Annotated in this window: 22 protein-coding genes and 1 riboswitch; of the genes, 5 read left to right on the top strand and 17 right to left on the bottom strand. The window is 35.6% G+C overall.

Annotated features, from left to right (window positions below; translation table 11 throughout):
• Window positions 1–14: 14 nt before the first annotated feature.
• The 10 genes from BJL90_RS22405 to modA form a co-directional block, all read right to left on the bottom strand.
• Entirely contained in the window at window positions 15–1382 is a 1368-nt protein-coding gene (locus BJL90_RS22405) for a nitrogenase component 1 (protein ID WP_070968460.1), read from the bottom strand.
• Window positions 1379–2743: a nitrogenase iron-molybdenum cofactor biosynthesis protein NifE gene (gene nifE / locus BJL90_RS12485; RefSeq protein ID WP_070968457.1), complete on the bottom strand. Its 1365-nt coding sequence runs from the start codon at window positions 2741–2743 to the stop codon at window positions 1379–1381. The genes BJL90_RS22405 and nifE overlap by 4 nt, the downstream gene beginning before the upstream one ends.
• A 68-nt stretch (window positions 2744–2811) precedes the next feature.
• The gene (nifK, locus tag BJL90_RS12480; RefSeq protein ID WP_070968452.1) at window positions 2812–4176 is read right to left on the bottom strand and encodes a nitrogenase molybdenum-iron protein subunit beta; all 1365 of its coding nucleotides are present in this window, start codon (window positions 4174–4176) and stop codon (window positions 2812–2814) included.
• Complete coding sequence (gene nifD, locus BJL90_RS12475; protein WP_070968450.1) at window positions 4170–5777, bottom strand: nitrogenase molybdenum-iron protein alpha chain; 1608 nt, start codon at window positions 5775–5777, stop codon at window positions 4170–4172. Before nifD ends, nifK begins: the two co-directional genes overlap by 7 nt.
• A 20-nt stretch (window positions 5778–5797) precedes the next feature.
• The gene (locus tag BJL90_RS12470) at window positions 5798–6184 is read right to left on the bottom strand and encodes a P-II family nitrogen regulator (RefSeq protein ID WP_070968448.1); all 387 of its coding nucleotides are present in this window, start codon (window positions 6182–6184) and stop codon (window positions 5798–5800) included.
• A gap of 16 nt (window positions 6185–6200) precedes the next feature.
• On the bottom strand, window positions 6201–6527 hold the full coding sequence (locus BJL90_RS12465; protein WP_070968444.1) for a P-II family nitrogen regulator: 327 nt from the start codon (window positions 6525–6527) through the stop codon (window positions 6201–6203).
• Between the two features lie 168 nt (window positions 6528–6695).
• Window positions 6696–7514, bottom strand: coding sequence for a nitrogenase iron protein (gene nifH, locus BJL90_RS12460; protein ID WP_070968442.1), 819 nt, complete (start codon window positions 7512–7514; stop codon window positions 6696–6698).
• A 506-nt stretch (window positions 7515–8020) separates the two neighbouring features.
• On the bottom strand, window positions 8021–9088 hold the full coding sequence (locus tag BJL90_RS12455; protein ID WP_070968439.1) for a sulfate/molybdate ABC transporter ATP-binding protein: 1068 nt from the start codon (window positions 9086–9088) through the stop codon (window positions 8021–8023).
• Window positions 9088–9777: a molybdate ABC transporter permease subunit gene (gene modB, locus BJL90_RS12450; RefSeq protein ID WP_070968436.1), complete on the bottom strand. Its 690-nt coding sequence runs from the start codon at window positions 9775–9777 to the stop codon at window positions 9088–9090. Before modB ends, BJL90_RS12455 begins: the two co-directional genes overlap by 1 nt.
• A gap of 40 nt (window positions 9778–9817) precedes the next feature.
• Entirely contained in the window at window positions 9818–10627 is an 810-nt protein-coding gene (gene modA, locus BJL90_RS12445) for a molybdate ABC transporter substrate-binding protein (RefSeq protein WP_070968434.1), read from the bottom strand.
• Between the two features lie 285 nt (window positions 10628–10912).
• Between modA and BJL90_RS12440 the strand changes: the two genes are divergently transcribed.
• Window positions 10913–11881, top strand: coding sequence for a substrate-binding domain-containing protein (locus tag BJL90_RS12440; RefSeq protein WP_070968431.1), 969 nt, complete (start codon window positions 10913–10915; stop codon window positions 11879–11881).
• Between the two features lie 290 nt (window positions 11882–12171).
• Window positions 12172–12292: riboswitch (molybdenum cofactor riboswitch) on the top strand.
• A gap of 315 nt (window positions 12293–12607) precedes the next feature.
• Here BJL90_RS12440 and BJL90_RS12435 read toward each other — a convergent pair.
• Window positions 12608–13570: an AEC family transporter gene (locus BJL90_RS12435; RefSeq protein WP_070968429.1), complete on the bottom strand. Its 963-nt coding sequence runs from the start codon at window positions 13568–13570 to the stop codon at window positions 12608–12610.
• 318 nt (window positions 13571–13888) lie between these two features.
• Between BJL90_RS12435 and BJL90_RS12430 the strand changes: the two genes are divergently transcribed.
• The 3 genes from BJL90_RS12430 to BJL90_RS12420 all read left to right on the top strand — a co-directional run bounded on the left by BJL90_RS12430 (window position 13889) and on the right by BJL90_RS12420 (window position 15872).
• Window positions 13889–14185: a DUF1292 domain-containing protein gene (locus BJL90_RS12430; RefSeq protein WP_081561976.1), complete on the top strand. Its 297-nt coding sequence runs from the start codon at window positions 13889–13891 to the stop codon at window positions 14183–14185.
• A gap of 259 nt (window positions 14186–14444) precedes the next feature.
• Complete coding sequence (locus BJL90_RS12425; protein WP_070968426.1) at window positions 14445–14909, top strand: C-GCAxxG-C-C family (seleno)protein; 465 nt, start codon at window positions 14445–14447, stop codon at window positions 14907–14909.
• A gap of 12 nt (window positions 14910–14921) precedes the next feature.
• Window positions 14922–15872, top strand: coding sequence for a TDT family transporter (locus BJL90_RS12420; protein WP_070968423.1), 951 nt, complete (start codon window positions 14922–14924; stop codon window positions 15870–15872).
• A 90-nt stretch (window positions 15873–15962) separates the two neighbouring features.
• Here BJL90_RS12420 and larE read toward each other — a convergent pair whose 3' ends face one another.
• The gene (gene larE, locus BJL90_RS12415) at window positions 15963–16784 is read right to left on the bottom strand and encodes an ATP-dependent sacrificial sulfur transferase LarE (protein WP_070968421.1); all 822 of its coding nucleotides are present in this window, start codon (window positions 16782–16784) and stop codon (window positions 15963–15965) included.
• Window positions 16785–16999: 215 nt separating this feature from the next.
• On the opposite strand from larE, the gene BJL90_RS12410 reads away from it, so the two are divergent.
• On the top strand, window positions 17000–18205 hold the full coding sequence (locus BJL90_RS12410; RefSeq protein WP_169824215.1) for an MFS transporter: 1206 nt from the start codon (window positions 17000–17002) through the stop codon (window positions 18203–18205).
• Between the two features lie 70 nt (window positions 18206–18275).
• Here the strand turns inward: BJL90_RS12410 and recQ are convergent, their stop codons facing one another.
• The 5 genes from recQ to BJL90_RS22400 form a co-directional block, all read right to left on the bottom strand.
• Window positions 18276–20432, bottom strand: a complete 2157-nt coding sequence (gene recQ / locus BJL90_RS12405) for a DNA helicase RecQ (protein ID WP_070968415.1) — start codon at window positions 20430–20432, stop codon at window positions 18276–18278.
• A 150-nt stretch (window positions 20433–20582) separates the two neighbouring features.
• Window positions 20583–23312, bottom strand: a complete 2730-nt coding sequence (locus BJL90_RS12400; RefSeq protein ID WP_070968412.1) for an EAL domain-containing protein — start codon at window positions 23310–23312, stop codon at window positions 20583–20585.
• A gap of 105 nt (window positions 23313–23417) precedes the next feature.
• A complete protein-coding gene (locus BJL90_RS12395; protein WP_070968409.1) occupies window positions 23418–23879 on the bottom strand; it encodes a chemotaxis protein CheX in 462 nt (153 codons plus the stop codon).
• Window positions 23879–24298, bottom strand: a complete 420-nt coding sequence (locus BJL90_RS12390) for a bacteriohemerythrin (protein ID WP_472234727.1) — start codon at window positions 24296–24298, stop codon at window positions 23879–23881. Before BJL90_RS12390 ends, BJL90_RS12395 begins: the two co-directional genes overlap by 1 nt.
• Window positions 24299–24408: 110 nt before the next feature.
• The gene (locus BJL90_RS22400) at window positions 24409–24591 is read right to left on the bottom strand and encodes a hypothetical protein (protein ID WP_070968404.1); all 183 of its coding nucleotides are present in this window, start codon (window positions 24589–24591) and stop codon (window positions 24409–24411) included.
• Window positions 24592–24670 lie beyond the last annotated feature (79 nt).

Genomic DNA, 24670 nt, shown 5'->3' with positions numbered 1-24670 from the left:
TAAAATAACTTTTACTAGCCTTTTTGGTAATATTTTTTATATAGATTTTCACGATAATAACGATACTTTTCCTCTAAGAGGGTGTTGGTAATTTCATCTAAAAATTGCATTGAACCTTCATAACCAGTATAAGTCCTTCTTTGTGCTCCTACACGATCATGTACTGGAAAACCAATACGAACCAGAGGCACACCATCTTTTTCTGTAATAAACTTTCCTTCAGAGGTTCCTATTAAAACATTAACCCCCAGTTCCCTAACATAGTCCCGTATGGTTTCTAAATCCGTATCATCAATAATCATGCAGCTTTCATCCAATTTTTTTAAGTCTAGCTCCAATAATCTTTTCAATTTCGTTGTCTTTGATCCAGTTGAAATTACCAGTGGTTGTATACCATTCTCTAAACATAGCTTTGTCACAGCGTATACGATATCTGGTTCACCGAAAATAGCGGCACGACCTTCTGCATTATACTTATGGGAATCAATCATGCCATCCAACATTCTTCCTCTATCTTCCTTTAGTTTTTCCGCCATTTCTTCTCCAGTAATCCTCTGAAGAACTTCAATAAAGCTGTCGGTATTCTTTAATCCAATTGGCAAAGGACATCGATAAAGGGGTACACCAAAGGTTTCTTCCAAATACTTCCCTGGCGAAAGATCCTCAGAGATCAACATGCCCATTTCTATCGTAGCAGAAGCACCTGCCATTTTTTCTATATCGCTTATTTTTGTTCCCTCCGGGGATAACTTTTGAAAATCCTTCGTAAAGGGAGCATCTAAGGTTTTACTGACATCTGGTAGTATTGTATAGTTTATATGAAAAAGAGCTATTATCTCTTTGATGCTTCGAATATCCGCAGGAGTTAAGTTGCCTGCAATGATATTGATGCTATTTATAGGGGTTGTATCTACCGCAATAGTTTCTACGATTTTTTTTAAAGTGTAGTAAAAACCCTCATAATTCGTACCACCATAGCCCGGTGTTGATACCGGTACAAATAAAACATCCCGATAGTGAGGTTCCTCTTCCTTAAATTCTGTAATAATCCTTTGCAAATCTTCTCCGATGGTTTCCGCTAAACAAGTAGTAGAAATCCCTACCATCCTGGGGTTGTAGAGGCGAAGTGTATTTTTTAAACCCTTCTTTAAATTTTCAGCCCCACCATGAATTGTTTCCTTTTCGTTCAAAGAAGAAGATGCGATATCAATAGGTTCATTATAATGCCCTGCCATATGTCTACGAATATAGGTACTACAGCCCTGAGAACCGTGAAGTAATACCATGGTACTTTCAATACCTTTAAAGGCGATGGAAGCTCCCATTGGCATACAGCACTTACAGGGATTCACATTTAAGTTAACAAAATTTCTAGTTTTCATCTCCATCCCCCCTGCTCTCTTTGAATAATTTGCCATACAGGACTATTGATAGAAGCATGTATTTCCTTAGCAAAGTTAATTGCTCCTTCAAACCCATTCAAGGGATGTTTTCGTTCATGGTTGTGGTCACAGAAGGCTACGCCTAGCTTATAGGCTAGAGGCCTTTCCTTCACACCTCCTACCAAAATATCTGCTCCCTTTTCCTTCATAAACTTTTCTAGCTCTGTAGGATTGCTATCATCTAAAATTACAGTTCCTTCTTGTGCTAAATCGCGAATGACTTCATATTCCTCCGCTCTTCCAGTTTGTGTACCTACCATCACCGTCTCCATTCCTAGATCCCGAAACTGTTTTATCAAAGAAATCGCCTTAAATCCTCCCCCAACGTAGATAGCTGCCTTCTTTCCCTTTAGTTTTCTTCGGTAATAATCTAACGCTTCGTGGGTTTTCTTCAACTCGCTTTCGATTAAGGCTTCTGTCCTACAAAGTACCTGCTGATCCTTTAGCGCATTGGCAATTTTTCTAAGGGATACTACAGTATCTTCTAAACCATAAAAACTAACATTGATAAAAGGAATGTCATAGCATTCTTGCATTTGCTTAGCCAAGTAGGTCATAGAACCGGCACATTGTACAATATTGAGCTTTGCCCTAGGTGCTTTTTTCAGTTCCCTATAGGAGGCATCCCCTGTCATCTTTGAAATCAAAGATATACCCATCCTTTTAAAGTAGGATTGGTTGATCCACATTTCTCCTGCAAGGTTGAAGTCACCTAAGAAATTAATGCCCTCTTCTTTATCTTGGGTTTCTTTTCCCATTAGGTCCAGTAGAGCATGACAAGCTGCTTTATAACCTGCATTTTTGTTACCGGCAAATCCTGAGGATTGTATAGGAATCACAGGAATCTTATATTTTTTTTCTGCCTCCCTGGCTACGCCCTCTAAGTCATCTCCAATAACCCCCACGACACAGGTAGAGTAAATAAATATTAGATTCGGATCATGCTGTTCCACAATTTCATCAATGGCAGCTGCAAGCTTTCTTTCTCCTCCAAAAATAATATCCCGCTCTCTTAAATCAGTGGAAAAACTATTGCGATAAATTTCCTCTCCACTGCTTAAGCTGCCCCGAATGTCAAAGGTATAGCTGGCACATCCAATTGGCCCATGTACAATATGATAAGCATCTGTAATAGGGTTTAGTACAACCCTTGCGCCACAATAAACACAAGCCCGCTGACTAACAGCTCCCGCTACGCTGTTTTGATCACAGCGGATTTTTTGCTGTTTGTCATTGTTTGATTTTTCTAATATAGAATTATTTCTTTCCTCCAATGCTCCTAAGCATTTTTTCGCTTCCATAGACAATCACTCCATTTATCTAAGGGGAATGTAGCTGTATCCAACCACATCCCACCTCAATCCAATTATTAAAGTACCAATTCAAAGTCTTCATCTAGTGCATCCCTATCGATACGATCTAGTAAAGCATTTCCAATCATTTCAATCAAACGCATAGCTCCCTTATAGCCTACGATTGGGAAATAGCTGTGTACAGTACGATCTAGGTTAGGGAAACCAAACCTTACTAGAGGAATATCTTCTGCTCTGGCGATATATTTACCATAAGTGTTTCCAATTAAAAGGTCTACAGGTTCATTTTTAATCCACTGATGCAACGCAAATAAGTCTCCTGCACTTTTTACAATACCCTTCACATTAGAACTTTCTAACATAGCCTTCACTTGCTTTTCAAAAGTGCCCCCAGGTGTTCCTGTAACTACATAAATAGGTTTCATACCAAGGCTTAAGGTAAATTCCGTCATGGCGATCACATGATCTGGATCTCCAAAGATAGCCACCTTTTTCCCATGGTAGTGATGATGGGTATCTGTCATGATGTCTACCAATTGTCCCCTTTCCTCCTCTAATTCATAGGGAACATCTTTACCAGTGATCTTTATAAGTTCCATGATAAATTCATCCGTAGCCTTTACACCAATCGGTAGATTTAACACATGGGCATCCACTTTGCATTTTTTCTCCAGTTCATTTGCTGCCGCCTCTGAAGCATATCTGCCTAATGCCACTGTTGCCATAGAATTACCAGTATCTATCAATTCCCCTACCTTTGTACCACCCTTTGGGTACATTCTATATTTTCCTGTCATAGGAGAATCTACTACACCACTTGTATCTGGAAAAAGAATATTTGAAATATCTAATAACTTAGCAATTCGCTTTAATTCCCTCATATCTCCCGGTTCTGTATAACCTGGAATAATATTGACCTTTTTATTACTGCCGTCTCCTTTGCCCTCAGAAAAATAACTTACCATTGCCTTTACCATATTGGAAAAACCAGTAACATGAGACCCAGCATAACTAGGGGTATTGGCATGAAACACATATTTTCCCTTTGGCACTTCTGAATCCTTAATAGTGGTAGGTATATCATCCCCAATGGTCTCAGAAAGACATGTGGTGTTTACAGCAATAACATCAGGATTATAGATAGCAAATACATTTTTAATAGAAGTTTTTAAGTTTGCTCCTCCCCCAAAGACTGAAGCCCCTTCTGTAAAAGAACTGGTAGAAGCAACAATGGGATCTCTAAAGTGTCTTGTCAAATGCATTCTATGGAAGGAACAACATCCTTGAGAACCATGACTATGAGGTAAACAATTATGAATTCCCAAAGCTGCATACATTGCTCCTATCGGTTGACATGTCTTCGCTGGATTGATAACCAACGCTTTTCTTTCATGAATTTCCTTCTTTGTATGATCTAACATGTTGCCACCTCCTCTATAACTTTTCCCTCTAATAGAGGCTCATTTTTCCAGGGGGGTGTAATAAAGCCCCAGGTTGGTGTATTCATACCCATTGAAACGTCTTTTGCAAAGATTACCGCTCCTCTGAATCCTGCATAAGGTCCACTGTAATCATAGGAATGAAGTTGTTTTGAGAATATTCCCATTTTTTGTGCTACATATTTATCCTTGATACCAGAACAGAATAAGTTGGGTTTGATGCTTTTTAATAGTTCTTCTGTTTCAAAATGGTTTAAATCATCAATAACAAAGCTGCCATCCTTCATTTCTTTAATCATACCGTCATATCTATTTAAAGGCATTTCCTTCTTCAATTCCTCTAATTTCTCAGGGGATAGATATAATTTATAACTACTTTCATCCTTCTCTACATGAATCTCTGGAATATTTCTGCTGTCAGCATCCATTTTGATGTAAGGAATTACATCTCTACCCTCATAGTCATCTCTATGACCAAACTCATAGCCTGCCATTACAGTCTCTATGCCTAATTCCTTTAATAGCCCTTGATAATGATGGGCTCTTGAACCACCTACAAATAATAGCGCTGTTTTTCCTTCACACATCTTCTTGTAAACTTCTAAAGCTTCTTGAAGAGCTTCTAACTCTTCTACAATAACTTCTTCTGTTTTCTTAATCAGTGCTTCATCATCAAAGTACTTTGCCATATTTCTTAAACTATCAATGGTACCTTGAATGCCTATAAAGTTTACTTTTAACCAAGGTGTACCATATTTAATTTCAATCATTTCTGCAATATAGTTGATGGAACGGTGACATTGTACTAAGTTCAAATCAGCTTTATGGGCACTTTTTAACTCTTTATAGGTACCATCCCCTGTCATAACAGAAACAATATGATAACCTATTTTTCCCAATATTCTGGAAATTTCCCAACCATCTCCACCGATATTATACTCACCCATGATATTGATAGCATATGGTTTCGTTTCTGCATCTCCCGTACCGATAACATCCTTCATCAGCACGTTGTTTGCAATATGGTGACCAGCAGACTGACTAACACCCTTATAACCTTCACAATCAAATGCCAATACTTGAATACCAAATTCTTCTTGCGCTGCCTTAGCGACAGCATGAATATCATCGCCGATAAGACCGACAGGACAAGTGGAGGAGATCGTAATAGCCTCCGGTTTGAAAATTTCATAAGCTTCTTTTACAGCTTGTTTTAATCTTTTCTCACCGCCAAAAACAATATCACTTTCTTGCATATCTGTTGAGAAACAGTAGCTTAAAAAGTTATCTTCTCCCTTTTCTGATCGCCCCTTATGTCTTCTAGTTCCCCATGTATAGTAGGAGCAACCTATTGGACCGTGCACAATATGAACTACATCTCTAAGAGGTCCCAGCACAACCCCTTTACATCCTGCAAAACAACATCCTCTATTAGTGATAATTCCGGGAACAGTACGGGTGTTGGCTTGAATTTCTTGCTGCTCCCTAGAATCCTTTAACAAAATATGCTTACTACGGTTTTTCTTAACCTTCGGAGGGTACTTTTCTAAAATACTATCCATTTTTTTCTTAGATATCGCCATCTCTTAATCACTCCTTCACTTTAAAGTATTGCTGGATCTCCTGCTTCACCAGTTCTTATTCGAATTGCTTCTTCCATCGGTAAAACAAATATTTTTCCATCCCCTGGATGTCCTGTTTGATTAACATTGATAATAACATCCACCACTCTAGCAACATCTTCATCCGGCACTGTAATAGATATCCATCGTTTAGGTAACAATCTGTGTTCTTCCGAAATAGATTCTGCAACTGCTGTAGAGATATTCTCTCCTGTTAAGAAACCTTCCTCAATCACTTGATAGTGCATTTGTTTTTTTCCTCTACCTGAAACCTTCGCACAGGTAAATGCAGGAAATCCTTCTGCCGCTAAAGCAGCTTTTGTTTTATTTACCATACTCATACGAATAATCGACATAATTTCCTTCATTTAAGATGCCTCCCCTCTATAGTTTTCTTTCTCCACTACTGATGGTGTAGACGTCTTCTACTTCACTGACAAAGATTTTACCATCACCAAAAGCACCTTTTTCTCCTGTTTTAGCTTTTCGTTTTATAACCTCCAACACATGATCTTTATACTCATCCTCACAAACAAACATTAATAGATTTTTGGGAATCTCGTCATAAGAGATATCACCTACTTTGATCCCTCTTTGTTTCCCGCGCCCCACTACTTCTGCTTTCGTTACAGCTGGAAATCCCGCATCACTTAATTCTGCAAGTACACCAGCTACCTTTTCTGGCCGAATAATCGCTCTAATTAATTTCATCTATATTCCCTCCGATACATAAGATTTTTATTTTTTATACGCCTTTTACTTTTAGAAAAACAATTTATGTTTTAATAATAATTAAAATTTCATCATGATTAAGACTTCTAAACATAAATCCTTCATCCCTTAAGTTCAGGTAGGGGTGAGACCCTATTCAGATCCCCACTACCCTAAAATACCAAATTCCATCATAAGTTCTTCTAGTCTATCTGTATGCATTGGCTTTGGAACTACAAACATGTCATTGCCATCAATGTTTCTTGCTAATGTTCTATATTCATCCGCTTGATCACATTTGGCATCAAACTCAATGACTGTCTTTTTGTTGATTTCTGCTCTTTGCACAATGTTATCTCTTGGTACAAAGTGAATCAACTGACTGCCAATTTCTTTTGCAAAGGCATTTAATAATTCATATTCATTGTCAACCTTACGACTGTTACATATAATACCGCCTAAACGCGTACCACCAGATTTAGCATATTTTTGAATACCCTTTGAAATATTATTAGCAGCGTATAAAGCCATTAACTCACCGCTGGCAACAATGTAGATTTCTTGTGCCTTTCCTTCACGAATTGGCATCGCAAATCCTCCACAAACAACGTCTCCTAATACATCGTAAAAAACATAATCCAAATCAGCTTCATAAGCCCCTAAACTTTCCAACATATTAATAGAAGTAATAATACCTCTACCAGCACATCCTACCCCTGGCTCTGGTCCACCAGACTCTACACATTTGATCCCTGAGAAACCAGATAGTAAGATATCCTCTAAATCAATATCTTCTCCTTCCTCTCTTAGGGTATCCATAACTGTTTTTTGAGATAAACCTCCCAGAACAAGCCTAGTAGAGTCTGCCTTTGGGTCACATCCTACTATCATGATTTTTTTTCCTGCTTCTGCTAACGCTGATGTCAAGTTTTGTGTTGTGGTTGATTTTCCAATTCCACCTTTTCCATAAATCGCAATTTGTCTCATAATATTTCCCCCTTTTTAAATTAGTTTTATATTGATTCGGTGGTATTAGATTGCCACCAAAAATAAAAACACTTTTTTGCTCTTCGTATATTGTATACCTGATGCTATGAAAAAAATAAGAGGTATACTGTTGTATGCAGTATACCTCCATTGGTAGAAAAAATTTTTTTGTTTTAAGAACTAACTTAAGAAAATATATCTTACTAAACTCGCCTATACCACCATCGGTATCACTTCGTTCATTCCTACAAATATATTTCAACTCACTAGTTCAAGCGCTGTCACTTATCTTATTTTTATTGATAGAAGTTAAATTTTATTTGATTTAAGCTATATTGTTTTGCTCTTTCTTTGTTTTTAATAATATATCATAGAATAAATTGCTTTTCAATAGTTTTTTTTTGAATTTTTTTAAATTTTTTCAATATTTAGAAATCTATTTTTCCAAAAATATTGATTTCTACAACATGGTAATGTTTGCAATTTTTTTGATTTTTTATATATATTTATTCCATAAAAAATAACTTTCCTTCATCTAAGCAAATGAACCATGACGTTGTTTGCTTTTCCACTCTAGCCCACTTTTCTTTTGAGACTTCCCATTGTAAATAGTGACTAGAAGATTTACCATCAAATTTTTTAAGACTTAAATAAACTGTTACAGTCTGTAAGCCCTCATTTAATCCCACCACGCTACCTTCAAAAACATTATCGCCTTGTACATTTCTTCTCAGATCAATATTACTTGGCTTTATCCCCACATATGTTACCGATTCAGGTACCGGTTTTTCTACCTTCAACCGACAACCCCAGTCAACAGCTTCAAAAACTCCAGTAGCGACAGGCTGTATTCTGGAAAAATTGCTGCATCCTGTTAATTGAGCTACTTTTATGGTTGGAGGATTTTCAAAAATTTCTCCTTTTTTTCCATATGCTTCTACTTTGCCCTCCGATAAAATAATCACATTATCACATATCCGATAAACTTCCTCCATATTATGGGAAACGAATATAGAAGTTCCTTTATAGCTTGCCAGTGTTTCTATCAGTTGTTTTTCTATCTGTCCTTTCAAATGGTTATCTAAAGCTGAAAAAGGTTCATCCAAAAGAAGTACTTCTGGTTCAATAGCCAGTGCCCTTGCAATAGCTACCCGCTGTTGCTGGCCCCCAGAAAGTTGAGATGGATATCGTTCCTCTAAACCTTGTAGTTTCATCATGGTAATATATTCTTTTACCTTTTCTGACCGCTGCTTCTTTGTTAAATCTCCTAAGGCAAAGGCAATATTCTCAGCTATTGTCATGTGGGGAAAAAGAGCATAATTTTGAAACAAAAAACCCACTTTTCTCTTACGGCTTGGTATATCAATCTTCTCTTCAGAATCAAAAAGAACACGTTCATTTAAAACAATCCTCCCATTGGTGGGGGTCTCCAGACCTGCTATACAACGTAATATCATACTTTTTCCAGAACCAGAAGCACCCAGCAGTCCAAGGGGGCTCCCCTCCATCGTTTCAAAAGAAGTTTTTAGTGTAAAGCCTGTTAATTCTTTATGTATATTTACCGACAGTTTCATCACGCTTTCCCCCTAAAACCATTTATAAACTTATATTGTTTCTCTGACCAAAAATTCATAAAAAAAACAATAGCAAGGGAGATTGTTACAATTAAAAGTACCCATATCAATGCTTGTTCCATATCTCCCCCCTGTGCTGCAAAAAATATCGCTAACGGAATGGTTTGTGTCCTTCCTGGTATATTGCCAGCAATCATTAGCGTTGCTCCAAACTCTCCTAGTGCACGGGCAAAAGCAAGAATACTTCCCGCAGCTATTCCGGGCCAAGCAAGCGGCAACATGATTCTCCAGAAAATCTCCCACTCAGATACCCCTAGCGTACGGGCCGCATAAATAAGGTTTTTATCTATTTGCTCAAGGGCTCCTCGAGTGGTTTTATACATTAGGGGAAAAGCTACAACCACTGCTGCAATGACTGTAGCCGGCCAGGAAAAAATAATAGTTGTTCCAAATCTTAATAATAGCTTTCCTATTACACCATTTTTACCAAATACCAGCAGTAGAAAAAAACCTACTACTGTTGGTGGTAATACAAGAGGCAAAGTAAAAACACCGTCTATAAATCCTTTGATTCTTCCTTGATAACCCATCATCCATTTTGCAGCAGCAATACCTAAAACAAATGTAAAGAAAGTCGCTACAAATGCTGTTTTAGCTGATATCCATAAGGGAGATAAATCAAATACCATTCTGCCACCTCCTCGTCTGTTCCTTCAATCCATAAATACCTTAAATAACATTAAAGCCATACTTTTCAAATATTGACTTTACCTTTTCAGTAGATAAAAACTCTATAAATGTTTTTGCAACATCAGTATTTTTGCTGTCTTTTATCACTGCCACTGGATAGATAATCGGCTTATGTGAACCTTCAGGTGCTGTAGCAACAATTTTGACTTTATCAGAAATTTTTGCATCTGTTTCATATACCATGCCTGCATCTACATTTTCTGTCTCTACCCAAGCCAGTACTTCTCTAACATCTTTTGCATAAACAGCTTTCGGTAATATAACCTCTTTCACATTTAAGTTATTCAAAACCTCCTCAGCATACTGTCCTGCAGGAACACTGTTGGGTTCTCCCAAAGCTATTTTTTTAACCAGCACATCACTGAGGCTTTCAAAGCCAATCACCTGCGAATTTCCCGTTGATGTAATAAGTACAACCTTATTCTCCAATAGATCTTTATGGGTTTCTTCTAAGATAAGTCCTTTTTCCTTCAATGCATTCATCTGCTTGGTGGCTGCCGAAAGAAAAATATCTGCAGGTGCACCCTGTTCAATTTGCTGCTGTAAAGAACCAGATGAACCAAAGTTATAAGTAAGCGTAACATTAGGGTTTTCTTCGGTATAAATCTGTTTTATATCCTCCATAGCGTCTTTTAAGCTTGCGGCAGCAGATATTACTAAAGTTGCTTTTACTTCTTGAGAAGAAAGTTGCCCAGAAATAGTTTCTACAATATCATTGCCTGAAGTCCTGCACCCCACTAACAAAACAGCTATCAATACAACCGCCAATACTTTTAGAATCCATCGCATACAATTACCCCCTACATTTAATTAATATATCACAACATAACTAAATATAACAAAACACAATCTATCTATAAGCTTATTCACGATTTATTATACTTAGTTATGTTACGTTATGTTATGATAATTATTATAAAGGTAAAAATATTTAATAGCAAGAAATATTTTTTGAAAATTATTTCAATTTTGGGGCTCTAGCGAAACTGCACCATTAATCCCTTGTAAAAGCTCTTTATTCTTGCTATATTAAAATAAACAAAGGTTTAAGCATACCTACCAGGAGGAATTTTCATGAAAGAAGATAGATCTTTGACACCACAAGAAGTAGCTGATATCTTACAAATCGCCAAAAATACAGTATATGAATTGATAAAACGGGGTGAAATGAACGCCTACAGAGTAGGACGCAAAGTCCGAATTGATCCAAAAGATGTAGAAGACTATAAAAATAGAACGAAAAGCCAAAAAGATAGTTCTATAAATAATCCAAGCTTAATACAACCAACGCTTTCTAAGCCTTCTTCTTTGCTTTGTGATGAGGCATCCTATCCCTCAAGAGGCTTTGTAATTTCTGGTCAAGATGCGCTGTTAGATATATTATCCCGTTATCTTCAAGTACACCCAGAAGGTACGCATGCCCTTCGCTCCTACGTAGGAAGCTACAACGGTCTGTACGCTCTGTATCAAGGAAAAGTGCAATTAGCTACTGCTCACCTATGGGATGGAGAAACAAATCAATATAATATTTCTTATGTAAAAAAAATGTTACCGGGAACACCTGCTGTTATTATTCATCTTGCCTGCCGTATGCAGGGATTTTATGTGGCTAAAGGAAACCCCAAAAACATTACAGGCTGGGAAGACTTAAGGCGTAGCGATGTCACCATCATTAATCGCGAAAAAGGAAGTGGTACCAGAGTTCTTCTTGACGAACATTTAAAACTAATGGGAATTGATCGTCAGCGTATCAAAGGGTACAACAGAGAGAGTTCTTCTCACTTAGCTGTGGCAAGTACGGTGGCACGAGGAGGTGCTGATTTAGCTTTAGGAAATGAAAAGACAGGTCTTCAGGTCCATGAAGTTGATTTTATCCCGTTGCAGCAGGAAAGGTATGAACTTGTAGCAAGAAAAGAAGACATAGGTCAACCTCCTTTTAGAGCCGTCTTGGAAATATTGAATTCACAAGATTTCAAAATGGAGCTTTCTGGAATTGGAGGATATGATTTAAAAGAAACCGGAGATATCATTGCAGAAACTTAGTTACTTGCGTTGTGCGATGATTTAGCACTTAGCTAAGTGACTAACACCAAATCAAAAATTCAGGCTATCTACTTATGCAAGTGGGAGACCAAGCACTACATCCTCCAAGTAAAAACTCCCTCTGAATTGTAGCCGAATTTTATAGAATCTAAAAGTGAGCAACTCAGGTTAATCGAGAGCAGATGATAGAAAATTTCTTCTACAAGAATTGACAAAAGGATAAAGTTATAGTAAAATATTGTCTATAGATACATTATTAAATTTTTAACAAACTCTATTAATTAAATATGCATAATTTATTTCTCCGAGTCAAAGGTTCTGTAGCTTTTAAAGCGATGAACTTTTGACCAATGGGTATCACTGGAAACGGTTATGCCTCCTATTGTGGAAAGGTGAAAAAAGTACAAGTACTATAGGCTTTAACTAAGTCGGCTTTTTTCTATTTCTACTGAAAAAACCGACTTTTTTATTTTTATATCTTTTCTTAGGATATTCATGGCAATGATTATTAGTGCTTCGCTTGCTGTAGCTGGCAACACTTGACTCCATGTGTTTCGGATCCCCCCCTTAGTTTCCGAACATATCAGATATTCCTATCAACTACAATTTGATAGGAATATTAAGTATTTTTTACTAGATAGTAATTTTTTGCACTATTCAAATACGCTTCTTAATATTTGGAATCATTGCCATATTATCACCCTATATCCCTTCCTTACACCGCCCTTATACTGGAAAGAAAATTCTCGCCATATAAATTACCCCAGCAAGACTAACTGCACTAGATAATGTGGTGATCATTACCGTCTGAGAGGAAAAATCAGGCAGATTGTTACATTCTACTGCAATAAGAGCAACATTTACTCCAGTAGGTAATGCCGATGAAATCATAACTACCTGCGCAACAATACCCTCCATATCAAATAGATAAATAAACAGCAAAGCCAACAACGGCCCTACAATCAGCCTTATGGCTGTGGCAAGATATACATCTTTGTTTTTAAATTCAAAGGCAGTGCGTGAAAGCTGCACACCTAAGGTAATAAGTGCAATAGGTACTAGCGCATTTTTAGCATATTCAAAGGCAGGCCAGACAGGTGTTTGTGTCACATCATAGGGTATAGCTTTTAATAAGAATGCTAAAGGAATCGCATAGATGGTTGGCATTTTTAGAACCTTATAAATACATACTTTCCAATCAGCAGAGACCCGACCGGCATTCAAAAAACCAAAGGTATTGGTAGTGATATTTTGAACCACTAAAACCATAATTTGTGCAGTAAGAGCAATGCTTAAATAGGGGGTTTCACCGTTCACCACAAAGGGAGGACTACTAAACACCAGCGTCACCAAAGGCACCCCTATATTTCCTGTATTATAAAACAAAACAGAATTGGTGAAGGCACTTTTCATCCCCTCATCATAATGACATATTTGTGAAATAAATCTAACCACCAACATGTTCACCAATATAAGAAGAAGGGTAACCATCAGTACTTTTACCATATCCGAAGGAATCTTCGTGGTATATAGGCTTGCAAAAGTAAAACAAGGCAGAAAAGCGTAAAAATTTAATTTGGTTAATGTGTTTATATCTAAATCAAATTTTTTACTTAAAAAATAACCTAGCGCTATTAGTGAAAAAATGGGTATAATATTATTAACCAAGATAAATAGAAACACAGTCATCGAATCGTCCTATTCCTTTCTATGTAAAATAATTTTATATAAAATTATACGCTGAATTATTTTTTTTGGCAAATCATATTTTTCCATAAGTTCCACTATTATGAAATTACTTTTGCTAATAGTTAAAAAATTTGCATGTTTAAAGATTAATCAAGGTGTAAATTTTAGGACCTTTTACTGGAAGACGTTTTAGCGTTAAACGAAATAAGCGTATATATTTAATTTTCACTATTACATTAAATCATTGCACAACTCAAGTTATAATTTTCTTCCATTGTGGCAATAATCTAAAAAAATTTGAAAAAGGAGAAAAAATTTATGGGAAATTGTTTGAATAATTGTGATTGTGATCATCTATCTACCAAACATCTACAGCATAAAAAAATTCATTTAACGCTTGTGGATAATACAGAAATAGAATGTGATGTACTGGATATTTTTGAAGTCAACGATCAGAAGTATATTGCTGTACTGCCTCAAAGCTCAGAAACAGCATTACTCTACAGACTGGTGGAAAGAGAGGGAAATCCAGAGCTAAATAATATTGAAAGTGATGAAGAATATGAATTAGCTTCTAAAGCCTTCTTAGCAGGTGTACATAATCATATGCATTAAATGCATTAAAACAACCTCTATACTATGGAATATAGTATAGAGGTTGTTTTAATTTTCATTCGCTGTTGGTATACACATTTCCCCTCAGAAACTTCCAATAAATAACTATAGATTATTATAATCCTCCTGATAAGTAGTATCAAACAATTCGATTCGTATTTAATTTTTTTTATGATATACTTTAGATGATATTTCTTATTTATACACTATTTTTCTCACTAGAAAACAATTATTTTTTAATTCAAGGAGGTCTTTACTAATGAAAAAGGAAGTGAGTATTAAAAAAATTAAAAGTGATGCAGAAGAACTTTATAGAAAAGGAGACTTTTTCTGTTCAGAAGCTATCGTTAGCTCCATTAAAAGCAATTTTGAAATTGATATGCCAGAAGAAATCATCGCTATGGCTTCAGGCTTTCCTGTAGGTATAGGAAAATCAAAATGTGTCTGCGGTGCCGTTTCCGGCGGTATCATGATGCTAGGCTATTTTTTTGGGAGAACAAAAGGCGGCGATTCAAAGGTTCAAAAAACTCTGGAATTAGCCAATGAATTGCAGCAAAGCTTCAAAGATAATCATAAACACTTATGCTGTAAGATTCTAACCCATGGTATGGATATGGCATCAGGCGAACACAAAAACCAATGTGTAGCCTTTACAGGAGAAATCGCTGAAAAGCTGGCCTGTATGGTGGTAAGAGAACTACAGCTTGTAAATATTGATGACTAGCGGGGTGAAGACATGAATAAGGTAATTAAGAAAATACCCATTCCTATAGCAGGATTGATGTTGGCTTTAGCAGCAACAGGAAACTTAGTTTTATCCTATGGTAACATCTATCGAAATATTTTTGGTTTAATATCTATAATGATACTTGGCGCCCTTACGATAAAGGTTTCAGCTCAGCCTGAGTCCTTCACTGAAGCCTTCGAAAATCCTGTTATAGCCAGTGTAAGCCCTACTTTTTCCATGGGATTAATGATTTTATCTACCTATATCAGAACCTATTTACCTTCAATAGCCCTTGGCGTTTGGATTCTAGGTTTATTGATTCATATCTGTTTAATGCTTCATTTCACGAAGAAATATCTTTTAAAATTTAATATCAAAAAAGTTTTTCCAAGCTATTTTGTTGTATACGTTGGGATTGTCGTTGGAAGTGTAACAGCTCCAGTCTATGGTTTTACTAGTTTAGGACAACTTATCTTTTGGTTTGGTTTTATTTCTTACTTAGTGCTATTACCTTTGGTACTTTATCGGGTTTTCATCATCAAAGAAATTCCTGAAGCTGCTCTACCGACCATGGTAATTTTTGCAGCTCCTGCTAGTCTCTGTTTAGCTGGTTATTTAAATGCATTCTCAGAAAAAAATATGATGATGATCGTTTTTTTAGCCTCTCTAGCCTTATTAATGCTGTTTTTTGTGCTATTATATATGCCTAAAATATTGAAATTGAAATTTTATCCTAGTTATTCCGCCTTTACTTTCCCCTTTGTCATCAGCGGCATTGCTATGAAGGGAACAAACAACTTATTAATGAATAACGGAAAAGAAATAGAAATGTTAAATTATTTAGTAAAATTTTTAGAATTTTGGTCTATCCTTATGGTTCTTTATGTTTTGATAAGATACGCTTTCTTCATTATTGCTCCAAAAAAAGAAATTGCTACGCCTGTCACAACTGAAAATTAAAGGAGATGATCCCCTCTTTTCTAACATAATTTAGGCTTATGACAATCCCCCCACTTCCTTAATGTATCTCGTAAGAAAATGGGGGGATTCTTATACTTTATCTCCTTCTGTCAACACTTCATTCATACTGCCTGTTCTATAGCCCAAAGCATCTATTGTAACATAATGAAAACCTATTTCTTTTAGTTTGTTGCCAATCTCATCCATCAACTGCAAATCAAAAATCTTTTCTCTTTCTTTTTTCTCTACTTCTATCCTAGCAATTTCTCCATGATGCCTTACCCTTACCTGTCTAAAACCTTTATCTAGCAAGAATTGTTCTGCTAATTCCACCATTTTCAGCTTTTCTCTATTGATTTCATGTCCATAGGGAAACCTTGAAGAAAGACAAGCAAAGGAGGGTTTATTCCATGTAGGTATATCCATTTCTTTAGAAAGGATGCGTATATCCTCTTTTGTCAAAGCTGCTTGCTTTAAAGGACTAACTACTTTAAGCTCTTTTGCTGCCTGCATTCCAGGACGATAATCCCCTATATCATCGTAGTTTGAACCATCTAAAACAACCTTTACATTATGATCTAAAGCTACCTCCTGTATTTTTGAAAAAAGTTCATGTTTACAGTAATAACATCTATTGGTGGGATTTTTAGAAAACCCTTCTATGTCCAGCTCCTCTGATACAATAACAATATGTTTTACCCCTATACTTTCTGCATATGCTTTAGCTTCCTTAAATTCTCTTTCTGGAAATGTAGAGGATCTAGCAGTCACTGCAATTACATCTTTTCCCAATACATTCTGTGTTACCTTTAATAAAAAAGTACTATCTACTCCACCAGAAAAAGCAATAGCAGCACTTTCAAGCCCTCTTATAATCTCTTGGAGTTTATGAAATTTTTCTTGTATCTCCATAGAACCATCCTCCATTCTTTATTAATACTATGTATTTCACATATGAATAGTCGGATTTAGTTTATCATAAATTAATTTAGTAGTCAATTTTATTATAGAAAAGCCTTAAAATAATTTGTTAAATATCCCATTAAATGTGTTGACAGCATCTTTATTATTATTTATGCTTAAGTTGTTGGAAATTTTATGAAATTATTGATATGGAGGCGAGTATTTTGGAAAATGACTCAAAAAAATTTGCTCAAATGCTAATTGTATTGGGCATCATGGGTTTTTTGGCCAATGGCGATAATTATGCTGTTGCCCCGTTATTGATCAACATCTCTAGTGACCTAGGAATCCCTATTGCTAAAACAGCTCTTTCTGTGACATCATACATGCTTTGTTTTGGATTTTTTACGATTTTTTTTGGCCCTCTAGGAGATCGTTACGGCAAGACAAGGGTCATCAATATAGCAGCCTTTGGTACTGCAATTTTTAGTATTTTAGGCGCTTTTTCTTTTAATCTAACTTCTTTAATTATTTTTCGTGCCTGTAATGGTGCTTTTGGAGCGGGGATTTTTCCTGTTTCAATTGCTTTTATAGGAGAAAGCTCTCAGGATGCTAATAGACAAAAAATGCTTGGTAAATTCTTCGGCATGATGTTTTTAGGAAGTGCTTCAGCAACCGCAATAGGAGGTGCTATCGCATATTTTGCTTCATGGCGGGCAGTCTATTTTATTTATGGTGTGTTAGAATTAGTTATGGCATTTATCATGCTCAAAACCTTGGAAAAAAAACCTGGTGTACTGCAACAGTTAGACCTTCGGAAGGTTTACCAAGAAGCCTTTAGCAATAGAGAACTTATTCAAGTTGTAGGAACCATATTTCTAATTGGTTTTAGTATTTTTGGAACCTTTACCTATTCAGGCCGATTTATTCAAAACAATACCGGCTATAATATTCTCAAGGTAGGCTTGATTCTTACCTTTTTTGGCGCTGCTACAGTGTTGGGAGGGAGAAAAGCAAGTACGCTAAGGGAAATACTAGATACTAAATTTGTTCCTTATGCTGCAATTTTAGGAGCAATATCTTTAGTATCCTTATCTTTTTCTCATTCACCAATTTTGCTTTCTATTTCATTATTTGGTTTTGGCTATGCCTTTGTATCTATCCATTCCACGTTAGTCACTACAGCGCAAGGTCTTATGCCTAAACTCAGAGGAACAGTTATGTCACTGGTATCTTTTAACTTATTTGTAGGTGGTGCTGTTGGTACTTATGTCAATGGTATCGTTTTAGAAAAAGTCGGCATAGAATGGATATTTGTCTTATCTGCAGTATTTATGCTGATTATTTTATTCATTTCCACCCGTGTCGTTGACCTTAGTTTAAATAGATTAAACAAGAAATCGATAAAGACTCCATTCACTGGAATATAGCTATCAAAGCGCTAAAAATCCCATGATATTACGTTGAGTATCATGGGATTTTTAGCAGACATCATTGATCTTAAAGTGCATTTTTTATAATTACTATACGAATATCCTCATAACTAATGTCCTCAGGCAAAGCATCTTTTATAGGCTTCAGCCTTTGGGAACCTATTTTTTTCACTGCCTCCATAACTACTTTTTCTTTTTCTGCATCACACATAAATCTTTCCCAATCAACAACAAGGCCATTCTCCTGACACCTTTTCAAGTGCTGAATAATGGTGGCTGGTTTTAAGGTTCTTTTATCAGCAATTTTCTCTATAGATAATTCTTCTAGATACCAATGATAGGTTAATTGATATCTATCATATGCTGCTTCTTGATCCAGTTCATTCTCCTCTAAAGCTGTATCTATTTTTTTATCAATACAATAGTCTTTAATAAGAAGAATAAATTTCTCACCATAATTTTCAAACTTTTTCTCTCCTACACCATTTATTTTCAGAAAAGCCTCTTTGTCCTGAGGAAAGCAAGATGCCATTTCCTTCAAAGTTCTATCATGAAAGATCATAAAGGGAGGTAATTCATGTTCCGCCGCTATCGTATACCTTAACTCCTTTAATTTCCTCAATAGTTCTTCATCAAAAGCATCATCCATTGCCCTTTTATCTAATCCCTCTTTTTTATTCTCCGATGGTTTGTTTTCAATCAAATCCTTTTTATGATATACCTTTACTTTTCCCTGCAGCACTTCCCTACATTTGGAGGTTAGTTTTAACACAGGAAACTTATCCGTTGTAATATGAATATACTCTCTAGCAGATAAAGTCATAATAATTTCTCTAATTGCTTTTTCACTATAGTCCTTCATAATATTATAGGTGGATACTTGATTTAAACCTTGTTCCAAGATTCTTCTATTTTTTGATCCCCTCAAAACCTGAATCACAGTATTTACACCATATTTTTGATTAACTCTATAGATACAGGACAACACCTTTTGAGATTCAACGGTAATATCTACCATTTCCGACTGATCTAAACAGTTGCTACATTTACCGCAATTGTCACTAATTACCTCTTCTCCAAAGTAACTTAATATTTTATTTCTAAGACAATCATTGGTATGACAAAAATCAATAAGATATTGTAGATTTTTATACTGCAATGCTTCTCGTTCAGGTGCAATTTCTTCATTGGCTATCATCAGCTTTTGTTTTACAACGTCAGAAGGAGAGTACATTAGAATACAATGGCTTTCTTCTCCATCTCTACCACCCCTGCCTGCCTCTTGATAATAAGCTTCCATGTTTTTAGGCATATTGTAGTGTATTACAAATCTAACATCTGGTTTGTCTATCCCCATGCCAAATGCATTGGTGGCTACAATGATTCTAACCCTGTTAAACATAAAATCCTCTTGATTTTTCTGCCGTAACTCCGTTTGCATCCCACCGTGATAACCATTGATAGAAATTCCTCTTTCCTTTAGTTTTTTCACCAGTGCCTCAACTGTTTTTCTTGTTGAACAATAGATGATCCCTGACTCCTCTTGAAAGTTATTCTCTAAATAGTCGCATAGATAAGCAAACTTATTTCCTGCTTTCGTTACCTGATAAAACAAATTAGGCCTATCGAATCCTGTAGTAACCTCTAGTGGATCCTGCAACCCTATTAGTGCTTTTATTTCTGCAATAATTTCCTTTGTAGCTGTTGCCGTGAAAGCCGCTACTACAGGTCTATTTCTAAACCTGCCAATAAATCTAGGAATTTCAAGATAGCTTGGGCGAAAGTCATGACCCCACTGACTAATACAGTGGGCCTCATCAATAGCCACTAAAGAGATTTTTATATGCTTTATCATATCCATAAAACTACTGCTATTTAGCCGCTCTGGTGCTACAAATACGATTTTATATTGGTTTGCCTTTATTTCCTTGGTAATTTCTATTAATTCGCTGGTCTGAAGGGTACTGTTAATACAGGCGGCCTTAATACCCATTTCATATAACGCATCTACTTGATCCTTCATAAGAGATATAAGAGGGGAAACAACGATGGTAACACCCTCTAAAGTCACCGCCGGAAGTTGATAACAAAGAGACTTACCTCCACCTGTAGGCATAATTCCCAATACATCTATTCCCTTTAATATTCCTGCGATTAATTTTTCTTGACCTTTTTTAAACCTATCATAGCCAAAATATGTTTTTAGCTGTCTATATATATCCATAATTCTCCTCACTTTTTGCTGCAACAAGTAAAAACAATTAAAATTTTATATACAACGCGACTTAATTCATAAGTGTATATCTATAGTAACATGTTTTTATAACTGCTTCAAGGTAGTTGATCTTCGGTTGCAACATATCTATTTATTCTTCTATAATAAAAAACGATAATCATGGATATTTTCTGCTTCTTCCACTTCCAATGGTTTGCTAAAAAGATATCCTTGGATATAGTCGCATTTCACTAGCTTTAACCGCTCATGCTGCTCTATATCTTCAATACCTTCTGCTACAACCTTTAAGTTTAAGCTATGCGCAAGGGAAATAATGCTCTCCATAACTGCGATATTCTCTAACTGCAGGAATTTATCGTTGAGAGATTTATCCAACTTTATTTTATCTACCGGTAAAAAAGTTAGATAGCTAAGGGAAGAATAACCTGTGCCAAAGTCATCTAATGCAATTTTTATTCCTAATGCCTTTAAGTTATTCAGAAATATCATTGTTTCTTGTTTGTTTTCTAAAAAGATACTTTCAGTAATTTCTATTTCTATATCTTTTGGAGTTACATTATTCTTTTTAAGTAGATCTTCTAAGAAATCGATATACTTAAAATCATTTAACTGCTTTGCAGAGAAATTAATAGCTACTGGCTTTGTATTTATGCCCTTTTCTTTCCACACAGCGATTTGCTTAATTACTTCTTTTGTTACCCATCTTCCCATGTCAATGATAATACCAGCCTCTTCTGCTACCGGTATAAAAATAGCTGGAGATATAGGATGAAATTTTAGCCTTAAAAGAGCTTCAAAACCTACCACCTTTCCTGTAAGACCACATACTTGAGGCTGATATAATAGTTTTAATTCCTCTTTCTTTATCGCTTCTCTTAAAGTCGTTTCTATCTGTATTTTTTCCTTTAATTTATCCGTCATCTTTTGATTGAAAAACTTATAGTTGCTTTTTCCTGAGTTTTTTGCATCATACATAGCAATATCTGCATTCATAATCAGTTGCGTAACATCGTTGCTATCAAAAGGATAAAGGGTAATTCCTATGCTACAGCTTACATAAGTTTCTTCCTTAATCATCAGTCTTTCTTCAAATATCTTACTTATCCGCTTAGCATAATTTTCAATTTCAGTTGCTTCTGTTTCTCTTTTTACCAGAATTTGAAATTCATCCCCTCCAAATCTTGATATAAATAGCTTTTCATCCTTAATGTTTAAAAGTTCTTCTGCAACTCGCTTTAATAATTTATCGCCATATACGTGCCCTAAAGTATCATTAACACCTTTAAAATTATCGAGATCCAATAACATTACAGCCCCGCATTGATTTTCACTTATCTCTCTTTCTAACTCTTCCATAAACATGATGCGATTGGGTAGATTGGTCACAGGATCATGATAAGCAAGATGTTTTATATATTCTTCCTGCTCTTTTAATTTTGTTATGTCAAGAATAATTCCGTTAATCACCTTTAATTCTCGATTTTCATCAAGAACGCCTTTTCCTCGGACTAAAATCCATTGCTGCTGATTGTCTTTGTCTCTAATTTTCACTTGACTATATATTTCTTCTTTTTTTCCTTCTTTATAGTCAATAAATTCCTTTATTAGTTTTTCTTTTTCCTCCACTCTAAAAAGCTCATTAAAAACTATTTCTATTTTTTCTTTTTCATTTAGCTTTACACCATAGGTACTTTTAAACTCTTCTGATAAATAGATGGTTTTATCTTCTAAATCATATTCCCACACTACACTGTTGGTACCTTGAATGGCTATCTGATATTTTTGTTTAAGATTTTCTAATTTCTCAATATAACTTTGTATTTCGTCATATTGCGCCCTTAACTCCTCTTCTGAAGCTGTTAGTTGTTGATAGGCCATTGTCACTTCCTGATTATAAGCATTTAGTTCTTTTTGATTTTTATTCAGGGTTCTGTTGGCCTCTTCAAGCTCCTTCGTTCTTATGGCTACCATTCTTCTTAAAATAAGAACCACAAAAATTAGTAAAATTAAACTTGTCATTATAAAACCTATAAGCCAAGCATACTCTTTAACTTCTTCCCAAAAACTTTTATCTTCATATACCCCTAACCATTTATCATAAATTTCTTGGTATTGACCTGTAGCCTTTAGAATCTTTAATCCTCCATTTAGTGCAAAAAGTAAGTCGTCATTATACTTCCTTACAGCCATGCAGTAATCATTTTGAAGAATATCTACGTCATTTGCCCTCAAATTCCAAAACCCAAGATCATCAATAATATAATGTCCTGGAACCTTTAGTACTGCTGCATAATCGTACTTTCCTACAGAAACTAACCTCAAAGCTTCTGCAACAGTTGGAACTGAAACAAACGCTATATTAAGATTTTGGTTTACTAAATGTTCATAGATGATGTCATCCTCCTGTACTACTACAGTTTGTCCCTCTAGTTCCTTTATATCAGAGATTTTCTTCTTCTCTCTAGTAAAAATATCCCCGCTAGTAACTGTATGCCTTGTAGTAAAATCATAGGCTTTTTCCCTCTCCGGCGAATAAAACATGCCGGAAATCATATGAATTTCCCCTGCTGTCAGTTGTCTTCTTACTTCTTTCCAACTGCCCAACCTGAATTCAGCTTTTAATCCCATCGTCTCTAACGCAGCTTGTGCCAATTCAATATTAAAACCAGCAGGATTACCTTTTTTATCTAGAAAACTATAGGGTGGATAGTCTATGTCATCTCCTACAATAATTATCTCTCCCGCTGATATCGCTGCTGTTTTTTTTATTGCCAAGCCTATAGATGCGTCAGCATAGGAATACCTAAAGGTACTGAATAATGCTATGTTAAAAAAAGCAAATAGTAAAATAACCTTTTTTATCTTCATTCTATTGCTCCTCTTATCAAACCTTATTAAATCCAGCAAAAACTTTACAATTCAGATATAGTATTTGATTTAGTAAAATTTCATCTCCTGCTTTGACTAGATAAATTATTTTTCCTTCAAGAAAATATTAATATCGAACTCTCCTATTGAAGTTTTTAGCGGCAATAACAAAGCTTTTTCATTGGCCATAGAAAAAGACTTGTACTCTCCCACAAAAATCTGTGGTGGCACAATATCGCATTTATAATTGTTTGCTGCCAGCATTGTGGCTGCATTACCACCGATAATATTAGCTACTTCTCCAAGAGCAGAGGAGACAAAGCTGTCAATTTCATCCATTTCCATACCACACATAATCTTCACCATTTCTAAAATCATCTTTTGGGGAAAGCTAAATAAGATTGTCCCACTAAGGTCTCCCGTTACGCCTAGAACAACGTTAGCATCTTTACTAGGAATCATATTTTCTACCATCCCTAGTTTTCCTTGTTCAATACCGATATCCAACATTAATTGAAACACATCCTTTGTTGCTTGAAAAAAGGAGTTTACACTTTCTGCCTTCATTATAATTCTCCTCTCTCTTGAGCATCTACATACTCTCCGATTTTTTGATCTTTTGCGGCAACATGCATAATCAACCAAGCCACAAGTTTACCACTAAATTCCTGAACAAGTTCTTCACTATAACCTTCTTCTTTAAATCGATTCACATAATTTCCTACTGCTTCTTTAAACTGAGTATGATCCTGCTTATGGCTCTCTCGTTCAGGATATTCAACTTCCTCTTGATATACTTCTTCATCATGAAAATGAACCACTACATATTCCTGCATAAAAGCCATGGTTTCTTTAACCTTATCTAGTTTTTCTGTCCATATACCCTTTTTTTGAACCGTCTGAATAAACTCTGATACACGTTTAAAGAGTTCTTCATGCTGCTGGTCAACAAGCGGTACGCCAATTTTATATTTCTCTTTCCACATCATGATTCATCCTACCCTTCCTAAGTAATTATCATTTTTTCCTGCGAATATTTAAAGGTTGCATTAATTTAACGAAAAGTCTGAAAATTATTAGTTTAATTTTACCACTTTTACCATGTAATTTCAACCTTCATGTTCTCTACACACCCTTCTCCAGCATGACTGTAAAGCCAGTTTATTTGTGCTATATAATGATTTACTGCGGTGGTGAAAATCAAATATGCCCACTTATTGCATTTCAAAGATTGATAAGACCAAAGTTCTTTCCAGTGAAAAAATCCTATAATTTGCAAATTTCTACCTTCAAATATGCAAATTTTTCAAAGGATTATTTACTACCAATCCTTAAGAGGTATTACCATCCTTTAAAAT

The organism is Clostridium formicaceticum, assembly GCF_001854185.1.
Classification (GTDB): Bacteria; Bacillota; Clostridia; order Peptostreptococcales; family Natronincolaceae; genus Andreesenella; species Andreesenella formicacetica.
This window is presented reverse-complemented; position numbering and strand designations above follow the sequence as displayed.

Coding starts and splice junctions, on each gene's coding strand:
- BJL90_RS22405 (WP_070968460.1), bottom strand. CDS start 1,382: ATGAAAACTAGAAATTTTGTTAACTTAAATGTGAATCCCTGTAAGTGC.
- nifE (WP_070968457.1), bottom strand. CDS start 2,743: ATGGAAGCGAAAAAATGCTTAGGAGCATTGGAGGAAAGAAATAATTCT.
- nifK (WP_070968452.1), bottom strand. CDS start 4,176: ATGTTAGATCATACAAAGAAGGAAATTCATGAAAGAAAAGCGTTGGTT.
- nifD (WP_070968450.1), bottom strand. CDS start 5,777: ATGGCGATATCTAAGAAAAAAATGGATAGTATTTTAGAAAAGTACCCT.
- BJL90_RS12470 (WP_070968448.1), bottom strand. CDS start 6,184: ATGAAGGAAATTATGTCGATTATTCGTATGAGTATGGTAAATAAAACA.
- BJL90_RS12465 (WP_070968444.1), bottom strand. CDS start 6,527: ATGAAATTAATTAGAGCGATTATTCGGCCAGAAAAGGTAGCTGGTGTA.
- nifH (WP_070968442.1), bottom strand. CDS start 7,514: ATGAGACAAATTGCGATTTATGGAAAAGGTGGAATTGGAAAATCAACC.
- BJL90_RS12455 (WP_070968439.1), bottom strand. CDS start 9,088: ATGAAACTGTCGGTAAATATACATAAAGAATTAACAGGCTTTACACTA.
- modB (WP_070968436.1), bottom strand. CDS start 9,777: ATGGTATTTGATTTATCTCCCTTATGGATATCAGCTAAAACAGCATTT.
- modA (WP_070968434.1), bottom strand. CDS start 10,627: ATGCGATGGATTCTAAAAGTATTGGCGGTTGTATTGATAGCTGTTTTG.
- BJL90_RS12440 (WP_070968431.1), top strand. CDS start 10,913: ATGAAAGAAGATAGATCTTTGACACCACAAGAAGTAGCTGATATCTTA.
- BJL90_RS12435 (WP_070968429.1), bottom strand. CDS start 13,570: ATGACTGTGTTTCTATTTATCTTGGTTAATAATATTATACCCATTTTT.
- BJL90_RS12430 (WP_081561976.1), top strand. CDS start 13,889: ATGGGAAATTGTTTGAATAATTGTGATTGTGATCATCTATCTACCAAA.
- BJL90_RS12425 (WP_070968426.1), top strand. CDS start 14,445: ATGAAAAAGGAAGTGAGTATTAAAAAAATTAAAAGTGATGCAGAAGAA.
- BJL90_RS12420 (WP_070968423.1), top strand. CDS start 14,922: ATGAATAAGGTAATTAAGAAAATACCCATTCCTATAGCAGGATTGATG.
- larE (WP_070968421.1), bottom strand. CDS start 16,784: ATGGAGATACAAGAAAAATTTCATAAACTCCAAGAGATTATAAGAGGG.
- recQ (WP_070968415.1), bottom strand. CDS start 20,432: ATGGATATATATAGACAGCTAAAAACATATTTTGGCTATGATAGGTTT.
- BJL90_RS12400 (WP_070968412.1), bottom strand. CDS start 23,312: ATGAAGATAAAAAAGGTTATTTTACTATTTGCTTTTTTTAACATAGCA.
- BJL90_RS12395 (WP_070968409.1), bottom strand. CDS start 23,879: ATGAAGGCAGAAAGTGTAAACTCCTTTTTTCAAGCAACAAAGGATGTG.
- BJL90_RS12390 (WP_472234727.1), bottom strand. CDS start 24,298: ATGTGGAAAGAGAAATATAAAATTGGCGTACCGCTTGTTGACCAGCAG.